General features: G+C 68.3%; 13 protein-coding genes and 1 tRNA gene. 11 read left to right on the top strand and 3 right to left on the bottom strand.

Features of this window, described 5'->3' with window-relative positions; translation table 11 throughout:
• The 5 genes from C5O18_RS01700 to C5O18_RS01720 all read left to right on the top strand — a co-directional run.
• Positions 1–1,481, top strand: a 1,481-nt coding sequence (locus tag C5O18_RS01700; protein ID WP_146089170.1) for a phosphoenolpyruvate carboxylase, incomplete at its 5' end; no start/stop codon positions are given.
• Between the two features lie 189 nt (positions 1,482–1,670).
• Positions 1,671–2,486: a GNAT family N-acetyltransferase gene (locus C5O18_RS01705; RefSeq protein ID WP_158249232.1), complete on the top strand. Its 816-nt coding sequence runs from the start codon at positions 1,671–1,673 to the stop codon at positions 2,484–2,486.
• A 56-nt stretch (positions 2,487–2,542) separates the two neighbouring features.
• Entirely contained in the window at positions 2,543–3,352 is an 810-nt protein-coding gene (locus C5O18_RS01710; RefSeq protein ID WP_146089171.1) for a lysophospholipid acyltransferase family protein, read from the top strand.
• A 130-nt stretch (positions 3,353–3,482) separates the two neighbouring features.
• Positions 3,483–4,718, top strand: coding sequence for an NADH:flavin oxidoreductase/NADH oxidase family protein (locus C5O18_RS01715; protein ID WP_105191149.1), 1,236 nt, complete (start codon positions 3,483–3,485; stop codon positions 4,716–4,718).
• A gap of 96 nt (positions 4,719–4,814) precedes the next feature.
• Positions 4,815–4,899 (top strand) — tRNA-Leu (locus C5O18_RS01720).
• Here the strand turns inward: C5O18_RS01720 and C5O18_RS01725 are convergent.
• Positions 4,878–5,405, bottom strand: a complete 528-nt coding sequence (locus tag C5O18_RS01725; protein WP_105191150.1) for a DUF1289 domain-containing protein — start codon at positions 5,403–5,405, stop codon at positions 4,878–4,880. The two genes, C5O18_RS01720 and C5O18_RS01725, sit on opposite strands and share 22 nt — an antisense overlap.
• Positions 5,406–5,568: 163 nt before the next feature.
• Here C5O18_RS01725 and C5O18_RS01730 point away from each other — a divergent pair, with 163 nt between their 5' ends.
• The 4 genes from C5O18_RS01730 (at position 5,569) to pal (ending at position 8,797) form a co-directional block, all read left to right on the top strand.
• Positions 5,569–5,946: a SirB2 family protein gene (locus C5O18_RS01730; protein WP_105191151.1), complete on the top strand. Its 378-nt coding sequence runs from the start codon at positions 5,569–5,571 to the stop codon at positions 5,944–5,946.
• A 94-nt stretch (positions 5,947–6,040) separates the two neighbouring features.
• Positions 6,041–6,703, top strand: coding sequence for a YiaD family glycine zipper/OmpA-like lipoprotein (locus C5O18_RS01735; protein WP_105191152.1), 663 nt, complete (start codon positions 6,041–6,043; stop codon positions 6,701–6,703).
• A gap of 150 nt (positions 6,704–6,853) precedes the next feature.
• Complete coding sequence (gene tolB / locus C5O18_RS01740) at positions 6,854–8,119, top strand: Tol-Pal system beta propeller repeat protein TolB (RefSeq protein WP_158249233.1); 1,266 nt, start codon at positions 6,854–6,856, stop codon at positions 8,117–8,119.
• Between the two features lie 93 nt (positions 8,120–8,212).
• Complete coding sequence (gene pal / locus C5O18_RS01745; protein WP_241146698.1) at positions 8,213–8,797, top strand: peptidoglycan-associated lipoprotein Pal; 585 nt, start codon at positions 8,213–8,215, stop codon at positions 8,795–8,797.
• A 154-nt stretch (positions 8,798–8,951) separates the two neighbouring features.
• Here pal and can read toward each other — a convergent pair whose 3' ends face one another.
• On the bottom strand, positions 8,952–9,575 hold the full coding sequence (can, locus tag C5O18_RS01750; protein ID WP_241146699.1) for a carbonate dehydratase: 624 nt from the start codon (positions 9,573–9,575) through the stop codon (positions 8,952–8,954).
• Positions 9,576–9,712: 137 nt separating this feature from the next.
• On the opposite strand from can, the gene C5O18_RS01755 reads away from it, so the two are divergent.
• Together C5O18_RS01755 and C5O18_RS01760 are read left to right on the top strand one after the other, a co-directional pair.
• The gene (locus C5O18_RS01755) at positions 9,713–11,071 is read left to right on the top strand and encodes a deoxyguanosinetriphosphate triphosphohydrolase (RefSeq protein WP_206389686.1); all 1,359 of its coding nucleotides are present in this window, start codon (positions 9,713–9,715) and stop codon (positions 11,069–11,071) included.
• Positions 11,072–11,207: 136 nt separating this feature from the next.
• Entirely contained in the window at positions 11,208–11,975 is a 768-nt protein-coding gene (locus C5O18_RS01760) for a 3-hydroxyacyl-CoA dehydrogenase (protein WP_105191154.1), read from the top strand.
• Here C5O18_RS01760 and C5O18_RS01765 read toward each other — a convergent pair.
• Positions 11,953–13,973 (bottom strand): ATP-binding protein (locus tag C5O18_RS01765; RefSeq protein ID WP_206389687.1); only part of this gene is annotated, 2,021 nt, incomplete at its 5' end. The genes C5O18_RS01760 and C5O18_RS01765 overlap by 23 nt on opposite strands.

Here is a 13,973-nt window from a genome sequence, read left to right on the forward strand (position 1 = left end):
GCCACGCCGAGGCGCTGGATGCCATCACCCGCTATCTGGGCCTGGGCAGCTACCTGGACTGGGACGAGGCGGCGCGGCAGAAATTCCTGCTCGACGAGCTGGCCAATCCGCGTCCGCTGCTGCCGCTGTCGGCGCTGGCGCCGGAGGCCGAGGCCGGCTTCAGCGACGAGGTGCGCGAGGTGCTGGCGACCTTCCGCATGCTGGCCACGCAGCCGGCCGAGGCGCTCGGCGCCTATGTCATCTCCATGGCGCACGAGCCCAGCGATGTGCTGGCGGTGCTGCTGCTGCAGCGCAAGGCCGAGGTGCCGCGGCCCATGCGCGTGGTGCCGCTGTTCGAGACCTTCGATGACCTGGCTCACGCGCCCGGCTGCCTGGACGCGCTGCTGTCGCTGCCGGGCTACCGCGAGCACATCGGCAACCGCCAGGAAATCATGATCGGCTACTCCGACTCGGCCAAGGATGCCGGCTTCCTGTCGGCGGCCTGGGCGCAGTACCGCGCGCAGGAGGGCCTGACCGCGGTGGCGGCGCGGCATGGCGTCAGCCTGGTGCTGTTCCATGGCCGTGGCGGTACCGTCAGCCGCGGTGGCGCGCCGACGCGCCAGGCGCTGCGCTCGCAGCCGCCGGGCTCGGTGCATGGCGCCCTGCGCGTCACCGAGCAGGGTGAAATGATCCGCATGAAGTTCGGCCTGCCCGAGGTGGCGCGCCGGCATCTCGAGCGCTACCTCGCCGCCACCCTGGAGGCCACGCTGGTGCCGCCGCCGGCACCGGCCGAGGCCTGGCGCACGCTCATGGACCGCTTCAGCGAGGTCTCCATGGCGGCCTACCGGCAGCAGATCCGCGGCCACCAGGCGTTCATCGACTACCTGCGCACGGTCACCCCCGAGCTCGAACTGCAGATGCTGCCGCTGGGCTCGCGCCCGGCGCGGCGTCGCGCCGGCGGCGGGGTGGAGACGCTGCGCGCGATTCCGTGGGTGTTCGCCTGGACGCAGATCCGCCTCATGCTGCCGGCCTGGCTGGGCGTGCTGGAGGCCTTCGAGACCCTGCCGGAGGACAGCCGCGCGGCCACGCTGCGCGACATGGCGGCGGACTGGCCGTTCTTCGCCGGCCTGCTCGACATGCTGGAGATGGTCATGGCCAAGTCCGACCCGGCCATCGCCAGTCATTACGAGCACACGCTGACCGGGCGCGACGACCTGCGTGCCCTGGGCGGACAGCTGCGCGGCAGCCGCGAGCGCCTGGTGGCGGTGCTGGCGCAGCTCAACAGCGGTCCCGAATGGTCGGCGCGCAATCCCATCCTGGCGCAGTCCATCCGCCTGCGCACGCCCTACCTGCTGCCGCTGCATCTGTTGCAGGCCGAACTCATGCGCCGCCGGCGCGCCGAGCTCGCCAGCCGTCCGGACAGCGATGCCCCGACGCCCTATGATCACGCGCTCATGGTGACCATGACCGGCATCGCCGCCGGGCTGCGCAACACCGGCTGAGCCCGCCACCGGACGGCCCTGCGGCCGGTCCGTGGCGGCGCAGCAGGGCGGTTTCCGGTCGTGCCCGCCTTCCCGGGCGGCCGACCTGCACGCCCGTTCAAATTCACGGGAATGTCATGAATTCTTCACGGACGAGAAATCGCCCCTGAAGACACTGCTCGCATGAAAACAACCATGACGAGCAGCACCATGTCCCTGAATGCCACCAGCCTCCCGACCGCCGCTGCCGATGTGCACGTCGCGCCGGCCGCCACCGGTGCCAGCCAGGACGGCACCCTGCCCATGCGCCGCAAGCCGGTGCTGGAAGCCCGTTTCGCGCTCGATGCGCCCATGGTCGCGGCGGCCCAGCGCCTGCGCGCCGATATCTTCGGCAGCGAGTACGGTGTCCGCTTCGACGGCCCGGAAGGCCTGGACGTCGACCGCTACGACGCCTTCTGCCTGCACGTGAACGTCTACGACACCGCCAACGACCTGCTGATCGCCACCACCCGCGTGTTGTCGCAGGAGCAGGCCCGGCTCGCCGGCGGCTTCTACTCGGCGCAGGAGTTCGACCTCTCGGCGCTGGAGATGCTGCCCGGCCGCATCCTCGAGATCGGCCGCACCTGCGTGCACCCGGACTACCGTTCCGGCGGCGCCATCACCGTGCTCTGGTCCTTCCTCGCCGACTACCTGACCCAGGAAGGCTTCAGCCACCTGATCGGCTGCGCCAGCATCAGCCTGGCCGATGGCGGCACCACGCTGGCCAGTGTCATGCCGACGCTGCGCGAGAAGCACTTCGTGACCAACGAGCTGCGCGTCAGCCCGGCCCGGCAGATCGTGCTGTCGTCGGAAGGCACCGGTGCCGTCAGCGTGCCGCCGCTGCTCAAGGCCTACCTGCGCATGGGCTGCAAGATCGGCGGCGAGGCCTGCTGGGATCCCGAGTTCAATTGCGCCGATGTTTTCATCGTGCTGGATGTGCAAGCGATGGCGGGGCGTTATGCTCAGCGGTTCCTGAGGACCGCCTGAGCTGAGGGCCTGTGGCCAGAACAAGAACGCCGCGAACGCGCAACGAGCATCCCCCCGTGATCCACGCCCCCGCCATGAGCCTGCGTCTGCTGCTGCGCCTGCTGCAGGTCGCCGGCCATCTGCTGCTGGGCTTCGTGCTGGCCTTTGTCTGCGGCCTGTTCTTCTTCCGCCATGTGGTCTGGCACCGGCCCGTCATCGCCTGGTGGCTGCGCCGGCTGGCGTCCATCCTCAACCTCGAGGTCGAGGTGCAGGGCGAGCCGGTGGCCGCGCCCGCGCTCTGGGTCAGCAATCACGTGTCGTGGATGGACATCCCCGTGCTCGGCGGCGTGCGCGCGATCAACTTCCTCTCCAAGGCCGAGGTCGCGCGCTGGCCGCTGGTCGGTCGCCTGGCGCAGGCGGCCGGCACGCTGTTCATCCAGCGAGGCTCGGGCGATTCGGAACAGGTGCGCGCAGCCATGGCCGATGCCCTGCGCGGCGGCCGGAACGTGCTGTTCTTCCCGGAAGGCACGACCACTGACGGTCACAATGTCCGGCGCTTCTTTCCCAAGCTGTTCCAGGCCGCGATCGATGCCGGCTGCCCGGTGCAGCCCATGGTGATCTGCTACCGCGACGGCGCCGGCCTGCATCCGGTGGCGCCGTTCATCGGCGAGGACGCGCTGGCACCGCATCTGCTGCACATCCTCAACGGCGAGCGCATCCGGGTCTCGGTCCGCTTCCTCGCTCCCGAGCCGGCAGCCGGCGCCGATGCCCGCGCGCTGGCGCTGCACTGCGAAGAGCAGATGCGCCATGCCCTGCTCGACCTCCATGGCGGCAGCGAGCCACCCAACCGCCTCAGTCTCGAGGGCCTGCACCGGCAGGCGGGCTGAGCCTGTCCTGCACGGCGGCCTGTTGCTTCTGACACATCATGTTGTCTGATTGTTGACGGGCGGGCGCCGCTGCTCTAGCCTCCGGGGCTCATGCATCAAGCCGCAGCCAGCCTGACCCCGGAGTCCTGTCATGACCGCAAGCAACCTGCTCACCCGCCCGCTGACGCTGCCCAACGGCGGCACGCTGCCGAACCGGCTGGCCAAGTCCGCCCTCAGCGAGACCCTGGGCACCATGGACAACCGCGTCACGCCGCAGCTGGTCCGGCTCTACGAGCGCTGGGCCGAGGGCGGTACCGGGCTGCTGATCACCGGCAACATCATGGTCGACCGCCGTTACCTGGGCGAACCGGGCAATGTCGTCGTGGAGGACGAGCGCGACCTCGCCCTGCTGCAGGCCTGGGCGCATGGCGTGTCGCGCCGCGGTGCCGTGCTGTGGGCGCAGATCAATCACCCCGGCAAACAGTCGCCGCGCGGCCTCAACCGCGAGAACATCTCGCCGTCGGCCATCCCGTTCAAGCAGGACATGCAGGCCTTCTTCGCCACCCCGCGCGAGATGACCGAAGCCGAGATCAACGAGGTCATCGGGCGCTTCGCCAGCACCGCCGGCGTGCTCAAGAAGGCCGGTTTCGGCGGCGTGCAGATCCACGGCGCGCACGGCTACCTGGTCAGCCAGTTCCTGTCGCCGCGCCACAATGTCCGCGAGGACGGCTGGGGCGGCACGGCCGAGAACCGCCGCCGCTTCGTGCTCGAGGTCTACGCCGCCATGCGTGCCGAGGTCGGCCCGGACTTCCCCATCGGCATCAAGCTGAACTCGGCGGACTTCCAGCGCGGCGGTTTCACCGAGGAGGAGTCGCTGGCGGTGATCCAGGCCCTGGCCGCCGCCGGCATCGACCTGATCGAGGTGTCCGGCGGCACCTACGAGGCGCCGGCCATGGCCGGCGTGAAGGCCTCCACGCGCGAGCGCGAGGCCTACTTCCTGGAGTTCGCGGAGAAGGTCCGCCAGACCGTGAACGTGCCGCTGATGGTCACCGGCGGTTTCCGCAGCCAGGCCGCCATGCAGTCGGCGCTGGCCTCCGGTTCGCTCGACCTGGTCGGCCTCGGCCGCCCGCTGGCGATCGAGCCGGATGCCCCGCAGCGCCTGCTGGCCGGCGAGGAGACGCGCTACCGGGTCAAGCCGATCACCACCGGCATCGGCATGGTCGACCGCATGGCGCTGATGGAGGTGGCCTGGTACACCCGTCAGCTGCACCGCATGGGCCGTGGCAAGTCGCCCAAGCCCGACGAGTCGCCGCTGTGGTCGCTGGCTGCGACCGTGGTCGCCAACCTGCGCGGCGCGCAGAAGACGCGGCGCCTGCGCGCTTCCTGAGCGGTCTCCGGCCATCCGCGTGGTGGCCGTGCCGCGTGGCCCGGGCGAGGGAGTTGCCCCGCCCGGGAGCCGTGTTTATAGTGCTCGCCCTTCGCCGCGCCAGTGGTGAAATTGGTAGACACGCCGGATTTAGGTTCCGGTGCCGCAAGGCGTGAAGGTTCAAGTCCTTTCTGGCGCACCATCTTCCCGTATTCCCTCCGCATCCGGCATCTCGCCATCCGCTCCGCTCGGATCCGTCATCCGTGCAGCCCGCAGCAGGTCGCGCTCGTAGTAGGCGCTGGCCAGGGTGTGCAGTTCCTGATTGATCTGCTCGCGCAGGTCGGCGAGGCTGAGGCCGGAAAGGTCCAGGCGTTGCACGCCGAATTCGGCCAGGTCGGGTGACTGGCGGGCGGTCTGCTTGAGCAGGGTGGCGAGCCGGATCCAGGGCGAGGCGTCTTCGCGGAAGGGAATGCGCAGCCGGCGCAGGCCGTTCGTCAGCCGATCATCGGACAGGATGTCGAAATAGCGTGGCAGCACCTGCGCCGTGAGCCCGTCCAGGCGCTGCCAGATCAGCCGCTTCTCGTTGTCGCTGTAGCGATTCCAGTTGATCACTTCGTGCAGGTAGCGGCGGCAGCCCCGGCACACGGTGTCGCCGAAGGTGGTGGAGCAGATGCCGACACAGGGCGTGGGAACAGCACGAAACAGCATGACGGGACCGGGGGCGACGACAGGGGACGACAGACCATAGCAAAAAACGCGGCCGGCAACCTCGTGTCCCGGTTGTGGATTTTGCCCGCTGTCCTTTGACACTGCGGGAATAGTCTGACAAAAAGTGCGCCATCATTTTCCCGGATCGCGCTGGAGCTCCCCTGTGGATACCTACCTGATGTTCAAGCACCCGCACATGCTGGCGGCGGCCCTTTTCGTCCTGCTCTTCCTGCTGCGCGGGTGGTTGCTGTTCACGCAGGCGCCCGCGCTGCAGGCCAGGCTGCTGCGCATCCTGCCGCATGTGCTGGCCACCGTGCTGCTGCTGACCGGGCTGGGCATGGTGCATGCGCTGGGCATCTTTCCGGTCTGGGCCGGCGTCAAGCTGGCCACGCTGGTGCTGGTGATGGTCTGCAGCGCCATGACGTTCCAGCGCGCGGCCGGGCGCCGGGCGCAACTGGCCTGGTTCCTGGCCGGACTGGCGGGGCTGGTGTTCATCGTCGCCGTGGCCGTGCGCAAGCAGTTGCCCGGGCTGCTGGGCTAATTTCGGCGCCGCAGGTAAACTGGCAACGGCCGGCAACGTCTTTCGGCCTTGGAAGGGTCCGGCGGAGCCGGTCCGGATATTCAGGAGATTCATCATGCGTATTCTCGTCGCTGCCACGATCGCTGGCGCACTGGTTGTCACTGGCTGCACCACCAACCCGTACACGGGTGAAAGCCAGGTTTCGAAGGGTGCCTATGGCGCTGCCATCGGTGCCGCCCTGGGCTGCGGCGTCGCCGCTGCCACCACCAAGAAGGGCAAGCGCGATGACCGCTGCCTGCAGGGCGCAGCCATCGGCGGCGTCGCCGGCGGCGGTGTCGGTGTCTACATGGACACCCAGGAAAAGAAGCTGCGTGACCGTCTGGCCGGTGTCGGCGTCGGTGTCCAGCGCGACAAGTCCACCGGTGCCATCAACCTGGTGATGCCGGGCAACATCACCTTCGCCACCGCGCAGTCGTCGGTCCGCGCCGACTTCTACCCGGTGCTCGATGCCGTTGCCGATGTGCTCAAGGAGTACAAGGACACCACCATCACCGTCAGCGGCCACACCGACAATGTCGGCGCCGACGCCTACAACCAGAAGCTGTCGCAGGACCGTGCCGGTTCCGTCTCCAGCTACCTGGTCAGCCGTGGCGTTGCCGCCGCGCGCGTGTCCTCGGTGGGCTACGGCAAGTCCTACCCGATCGCCTCGAACAACGACGAAGCCGGCCGTTCGCAGAACCGTCGCGTCGAAGTGCGCATCAACCCGCCCCAGCAGTAAGCCGGCGGCACAGGAAGAACGCGCCCAAGGGCGCGTTTTTTCTGTCACCTGTTCGTGGTATCCGTAATCAGGGCCAGCGGCGTTGTGTCCTGTTCAGCCCTCGCGTGCCAGGGCGTGAGCGGAATGAACCGGGACTTGCGGAGACGGAGCATGCAGTACAAGTGGATAGGCGTCTGCCTGATGGTGCTGGCGGGTCTGGCGAAGGCTCAGCTGACCATCGAGATCACCCAGACGCTGGACAGCGCGCGACCGATCGCCGTGCTGCCGTTCACCGGGCAGCAGGTCGACGAGAACATCGGCGCCATCATCCGCTCCAACCTCAGCCATTCCGACTACTTCAAGGCGCTGCAGCCGCCCGAAGGTACCGATGCCAGGGTCAGCCAGGACGAGGGCTGGACCACGTCCGCCGACCTGCTGGTCCGCGGCAGCGCGGAGAAGCTGGCGGACGGCCGCCTGCGCTTCCACTACACGCTGCTGGAGCGGGGCAGCGGCGACGTGCTGCTGGATGACGCGCTGGTGGCGGGCACCGGCCGCTGGCGCGATGTCGCGCACTACATCAGCGACCGCATCTACGAGAAGATGACCGGCGAGCGCGGCTTCTTCACCACGCACCTGCTCTACGTCAACGAGTACACCCGCAACGGCCGCATCCGCTACCGGCTGGGCATTTCCGACATGGACGGCAAGCGCCATGTCACCGCGCTGGATTCGGCCGAGCCCATCCTGGCGCCGAGCTGGTCGCCGGATTCGCGCCGCATCTCCTATGTCTCCTTCGAGTCCGGCAAGCCGGCGGTCTACATCCAGGAGCTGGCCACGCGCAAGCGCACGCTGCTGACCGACTTCGCCGGCCTGAACAGCGCGCCGAGCTGGTCGCCGGACGGCGAGCGCATGGCGCTGACGCTCTCGCGCGACGGCAACCCGGAGATCTATGTCATCGACATCGCCACGCGCGAGCTGACCCGGGTCACCAACCATCCGGCCATCGATACCGAGCCGCGCTGGACCGCCGACGGCAAGGCGCTGATCTTCACCTCCGACCGTGGCGGCGGCCCGCAGATCTACCGTGTCACGCTGGCCACCGGCGAGACCCGGCGTCTGACCTTCAACGGCCGCTTCAACGCGCGCGCCGACCTCAGCCCCAACGGCCGCTACCTGGCCATGGTCAACGAGAATGGCGACGGCCAGTACCGCATCGCCATCCAGGATCTGACCAACGGGGTCGTCAACCGCCTCACCCGCAGTCCGCTGGACGCCTCGCCGAGCTTCGCGCCCAACGGCCGCATGCTGGTCTACGCGACCTCGCGCAAGGGCAGCGGCGTGCTCGCGATCATGTCGCTGGATGGCGCTTTCCGCCTCACGCTGCCGCCGGTGGAAGGGCAGATCCGCGAGCCGGTGTGGTCTCCGTATCTGCGCTGATGCGCAGGCCCGCAGACCTGTTGTATTGTCAGCGCGGTATGGTGCCGATCGCTGTTCACGTGTTTCCAGTTTCCTGACAGGAGTTTCATTGTGATGATCAAGAAGACGGCAGCCCTCGCTGCCATGGGTGTGCTGGCCGTGTCCGTGACCGGCTGCTCGCTGTTCAACAAGCCGAAGAGTGTCCAGACCGCGCCCGAGTACAGCTCGGACACGCTGCCGCCGGTGCTGGCGGTGGGTCCGACGGCGGTCGAGGCCGGCAAGCGCAAGCTCTGCAGCGAAGCCGAGCTGACCCGCCTGTTCGCCACGGTCGATCCGAAGCTGGCCGATCTGCTGCGTTCGCGGACCTACTTCTTCGCCACCGATGCCAGCGAACTGGCGCCCAGCGCTGTCGCCAGCCTGGATGCCCACGCCACGCTGCTGGGCAAGAGCAGCGCCTACCGCGTGCAGCTCTCCGGCCACACCGACGAGCGCGGCACGCACGACTACAACCTGGCCCTCGGCGAGCGCCGCGCCAATGCGGTCGCGCGCTACCTGGTCAGCCACGGCGTGGCCAGCGAGCAGCTGGCGGTGGTGAGCTACGGCAAGGAAAAGCCGGTGGCGCAGGGTCACGACGAGTCGGCCTGGTCCAAGAACCGCCGTGTCGAGGTCGAGTACGTGGATTGCAAGCCGGCCAAGTAAGCGGGTGAGAAGAGGGGGCAGGGCAGGAAGCCCCCTCTTCGTCCCGGAATGCTGTCAGCACAGAGGCCCTGAAGGGGCGGAAAACGGAGCGCTTTCTCAGCGTGTTTTCCGCCCCTTCAGGGCCTCTGTGCTGGCGACCTGCGGATCGGCGCGCTCAGTCCTGCATGCGATAGATCGCCGGCAGCTGGTTCCCGGCGCTGTAGTGCACGCCGAGGTCGCGCAGGATGCCGTCGCCGATGCTGAAAATGAAACCGTGCACCGAGACATCCTGCCCCTGGCGCCAGGCGTTCTGGATGATGGTGGTGTGGCAGACGTTGGATACCTGCTCGATCACGTTCAGCTCGCACATCAGGTCCGTGCGCTGCTGCGCGTTCAGCCCCGCGAACTTGTCCTCGTGAATGCGGTAGATGTCCTTGATGTGGCGCAGCCAGTTGTCGATCAGGCCGAACTCCTGGTGCTCCAGCGCCGCCTTGACGCCGCCGCAGCCGTAGTGGCCGGTGACCAGGATGTGCTTCACCTTCAGCACTTCCACGGCGTACTGCAGCACCGACAGGCAGTTCATGTCGGTGTGGATGACCAGGTTGGCCACGTTGCGGTGCACGAAGACCTCGCCGGGCAGCAGGCCCATGATCTCGTTGGCCGGCACGCGGCTGTCGGCGCAGCCGATCCAGAGGAATTCCGGGGTCTGCTGATGCTTCAGCTTTTCGAAGAAATGCGGGTCGCCGGCCTTGACCGACTCGGCCCACTGGCGGTTGTTGCGGAACAGATCATCCAGCACGATGGTCTCCTGCCTGTCTGCGGCGAGTATGCCACAGCCTTTGTCCGGGCTTGCAGTCGCGAGCACCCGCGGGGCTGGCCTTGGCCGCGACTTTTGTCGATCATGGCCCGATACCTCGTCACCGGAGTTTCCGACTCATGGCGCAAGCCCGCATGAACTGGTCGCAGCTGCTGTCGGCCCGCCGTTTCAAGATCAAGCACGGCGAGGTGCTGCCGACCAGGGCCGGAGCCAGCGAAGATGGCGTGGCCGGCCTGCGTTCGGAGTTCCACATCGACCACGACCGCGTGGTGTTCTCCTCGGCCTTCCGCCGTCTCGGCCGCAAGACCCAGGTACATCCGCTGGCCCAGCACGATCACACGCACAACCGCCTGACCCACAGCGTCGAGGTGGCCAGCGTCGGGCGCAGCCTGGGCAACCGTGTCGGCGCAATGCTGTCCGGCGGCGGGCATCTGCCGGCCGAGGGCACGCCGTTCGATATCGGCAGCATCGTGCAGGTGGCCTGCCTGGCGCACGATCTGGGCAATCCGCCGTTCGGCCACACCGGCGAGTACGCCATGCGCGACTGGTTCCGCGAGCCCGCGCACCTGCACCTGCTCGACGGCCTGGGCGAGGCCGAGCGCCACGATATCCAGACCTACGAGGGCAATGCCCACAGCCTGCGCCTGCTCAGCACGCTGGAGATGTACACGGGCGAGGGCGGCATGCGCATGACCGCAGCCACGCTGGGCGCGTCGGTGAAATACCCGTGGACGGCGCAGACCTTCCCGGCGCGGGGAAAGTTCAACATCTACCAGGCCGAGCTGTCGTACTACCGCCAGGTGGCGGCCGAGCTGGGCCTGATCGAGCGCGGTGCCGAGCACTGGGCGCGGCACCCGCTGTCCTACCTCATGGAGGCCGCGGACGACATCTGCTACGCCATCGTCGATCTGGAGGACGCGGTGGAGATCGGCATCCTCGACCTGCGCGAGCTGGAGGAGCTGCTGGCACCCATCGTCGATCCCGACAAGGTCTGGCAGATCCGCGAGCCCCGGCAGTACGCGGCTGCCCTGCGCGGCACCATGGTCGGGCGCTGCGTGAAGGACCTGGCCGATGTCTTCATGCGCCACCACGATGCCCTCATGGCCGGGGAGTTCCCGCTCAAGGACCTGATCGCCGGTGCCAGCGGCGATGTGCGGGAAACCCTGGACCAGGCCAAGCAGCTGGCGCGCGACAAGGTTTACCGGCACCGCAGCAAGGTGGTCACCGAGGTCGCGGCCTATCCCTGCCTGGGCGTGCTGCTCGATGCCCTGGTGCCCAATGTCCGCGCCTTCTGCCTGCACGGGCCCGATGCGCTCAGCCATCGCCAGCAGACCCAGCTGGCCCTGCTCGAGCGGCCGTTGGCGCCGGGCATGAGCCTGTATGACGGCTATCTGCGCGTGCTCGACGAAGTCGGCGGCATGACCGACAACCACGCCGCCCGGCTGGCACGGGAAATCTCCGGTATTGGCCTGATCTGACCCCCTGCGGCGGCTTGCGCCGACCGGATACAGTGCTATGCTCTGCGGCCGTGACCGATTGGTCGCTTTTTGCCGTCTCCCGTTTTCGGCGTTTGCCGCGGATCCCGTTCGGGCCGCTCTATTCGAGGAAAAGCTCATGCAGTTGCAGGACAAGATTGCCGTTGTCACCGGCGGTGCTTCCGGTCTCGGTCTGGCCACGGCCAAGGCCTATCTGGCTCGTGGTGCCAAGGTCGCCATTTTCGATCTCAATGCCGAAGTCGGCCAGGCCACGGCCACCGAGCTGGGCGCCAATGCCGCCTTCTTCAAGGTCAATGTGGCCGACGAGGCTTCGGTGCAGTCGGCCCTGGCCGATGTCGTGGCCAAGTGGGGCGGCGTGCACGTGGCGGTCAATTGCGCCGGCATCGGCAGTGCGCAGCGCACCGTGGGCAAGAACGGCCCGCATTCGCTGGACGTGTTCAACAAAGTCATTGCCGTGAACCTGGTCGGCACTTTCAACGTCACCCGCCTGGCGGCGGCTGAAATGGCGAAGAACGAGCCGAACGCCGACGGCGAGCGCGGCGTGATCATCAACACGGCATCGGTGGCGGCCTTCGACGGCCAGATCGGCCAGGTCGCCTATTCGGCTTCCAAGGGCGCTGTGGTCGGCATGACCCTGCCGCTGGCACGCGACCTCGCGTCCATCGGCGTGCGCGTGAACACCATCGCCCCGGGCATCTTCAACACCCCGCTGCTGCAGTCCTCGCCGGACAGCGTGAAGCTGCCGCTGATCGAGATGACGCAGTTCCCGAAGCGCCTGGGTCACCCGGACGAGTACGGCCAGTTTGCCGTGCAGATCGTCGAGAACGCCTTCCTCAATGGCGAAACCATCCGCCTGGATGGCGCTATCCGCATGGCGCCGCGCTGACCGGCAGATGATCCGCGCTCCAGTCCCGGAGCGCCCGGATCTCGGCCAGCACCGATCCGGCGACCGCAGCAGCAGGCGGCATCGCCGGGTCCTCGCCCCGCGTGCGCAGGGCATCCTCCAGACTTTCCCGCAGGGCCGGCACGCCGCAGTAGCGGCAGGCGCCCAGCAGCCGGTGTGCTTCCTGCCACCAGGCGCGAGCCTCCTCCGCCGTGTCCGCCTGCGCCAGTGCCGCGAGGCTGCGCGGCAGGTCGGCGATCAGTGTCCGCAGCAGCTCCTCGGCCAGATCGGCCTTGTCGCCGGCCAGGCGCCGGGCTTCATCCCAGTCCACCACCGCAGGTCGCACGCTGACGAAGCGTGTCCACTGCTGCAGGATGTGCAGCAGCTGCGACTCCTGCAGCGGCTTGCCGACGTAGTCGTCGATGCCGCTGCGCAGCCAGAACTCGCGCTCCGAACTGAGCGCGTGGGCGGTCAGCGCGATGATGGGCACGCGCTGGCCGCGTGATTCGCCGGCGCGGATGGCCTGCGCCGCTTCCAGTCCGTTCATGCCCGGCATCTGGATATCCATGAACACCAGATCGTAGAGCTCGCGGGTGGCCAGGCTGACGGCCTCCAGCCCGTTGTCGGCGGTGTCCGCGGCGATGCCCAGTTCCTGCAGCCAGGTCCTGAGCAGCTTGAGATTGGCCGGGTGGTCATCGACCACCAGCACGCGCAGCGGCGGATCCAGTCGTGCCAGCTGGCGGCAGTCGGGCAGGCTGTGCGTGCGCCGGGCCGGCTGCAGGGCCCGGAACGGGTCGAGGCGAGCGTTCCAGCGCACGGTGAAGGTCGAGCCCAGGCCGGGGCGGCTGTCGACACTGATCGAGCCACCCATCAGCTGCACCAGCTGGCGGGTGATGGTCAGGCCCAGACCGGTGCCGCCGAAACGGCGCGATGTCGAGCTGTCGGCCTGCTGGAAGGCATCGAACAGGCCGTCGAGCTGGCGTGGCTGGATGCCGATGCCGGTATCGCGCACGGACAGCTCCAGCATCGCCTCGGTGCCGTTCAGGGAGACCAGGCGCAGGCCGGCGCGCACGTCGCCGCGCGGGGTGAACTTGATGGCGTTGTTGATCAGGTTGGTCATGATCTGGCGCAGCCGCAGCGGGTCGCCGAGCACGCTGCCCGGCACTTCGTCGCCGACCTCGCCGTGCAGCGTCAGGGGCTTGTCGCCGGTCAGCGGCGCCAGCATGTCGATGGTGTCGGACAGCAGGTCGCGCAGGGCCACCGGGGTTTCGTCGAGGACCAGCCTGCCGGCCTCGATCTTGGACAGGTCGAGCAGGTCGTTGAGGATGGCCAGCAGGTGCTCGGCGGCATGCACCAGCGATGACACGTGATCTTGCTGGCGGGCTGACAGCGGCGTTTTCTCCAGCAGGCGGGCGAAGCCGATCAGGCTGCTCAGCGGCGTGCGGATCTCGTGGCTGATGTTGGCGAGGAATTCGGACTTGAGCTGGTTGCTGGCCACGGCCTCGCGCCGGGCCGCGTGCAGGTCGATGTTCTGCCGCTCGATGGCATCCAGGGTTTCGCGCAGTTCTTCCTCGGCGCGCTCGCTGCTGTTGCGCATGTCGTCGAAGGCGTTCTGCCAGCGCGTCATGCCCTGCTCGATCTGGTCGACGAAGTCCGGCCAGATCTGGCGGGCCGCGGGCGGCAGCCGCGGCAGCTGTCCCGGCGGCAGGTTGTGCAGGGCCTGGGCAAGCTGTCCCAGCGGCTTCAGGGTGCGGCGGAGCTGGATGCGCACCAGCGCGACCAGGATCAGCAGACTGACCAGGACCAGCACGCCGCGCTCCATCAGCGCCTGATAGAACGCCAGCTTCTGCGGTTGCCGCGAGGCGGTGAGCACCAGCCAGCGGGCATCGGGCAGGGCGGAGATCCAGTGCGTGGCGTCGTCGGCATCACGCCGGATGATGCGGCCGGCGGCGGCCTCCGTGCGCGACAGGGTCCGCACCGCCGGCATGGGCTGGCTGCCGG

Source organism: Amnimonas aquatica (genome assembly GCF_002943415.1).
GTDB classification, from domain to species: domain Bacteria; phylum Pseudomonadota; class Gammaproteobacteria; order Pseudomonadales; family Moraxellaceae; genus Perlucidibaca; species Perlucidibaca aquatica_A.

What these genes read in the sequence shown, in the direction of transcription:
- C5O18_RS01705 (WP_158249232.1), top strand. Translation starts at nt 1,671, where the DNA reads ATGTCCCTGAATGCCACCAGCCTCCCGACCGCCGCTGCCGATGTGCAC.
- C5O18_RS01715 (WP_105191149.1), top strand. Translation starts at nt 3,483, where the DNA reads ATGACCGCAAGCAACCTGCTCACCCGCCCGCTGACGCTGCCCAACGGC.
- C5O18_RS01725 (WP_105191150.1), bottom strand. Translation starts at nt 5,405, where the DNA reads ATGCTGTTTCGTGCTGTTCCCACGCCCTGTGTCGGCATCTGCTCCACC.
- C5O18_RS01735 (WP_105191152.1), top strand. Translation starts at nt 6,041, where the DNA reads ATGCGTATTCTCGTCGCTGCCACGATCGCTGGCGCACTGGTTGTCACT.
- tolB (WP_158249233.1), top strand. Translation starts at nt 6,854, where the DNA reads ATGCAGTACAAGTGGATAGGCGTCTGCCTGATGGTGCTGGCGGGTCTG.
- pal (WP_241146698.1), top strand. Translation starts at nt 8,213, where the DNA reads ATGATCAAGAAGACGGCAGCCCTCGCTGCCATGGGTGTGCTGGCCGTG.
- C5O18_RS01755 (WP_206389686.1), top strand. Translation starts at nt 9,713, where the DNA reads ATGGCGCAAGCCCGCATGAACTGGTCGCAGCTGCTGTCGGCCCGCCGT.
- C5O18_RS01760 (WP_105191154.1), top strand. Translation starts at nt 11,208, where the DNA reads ATGCAGTTGCAGGACAAGATTGCCGTTGTCACCGGCGGTGCTTCCGGT.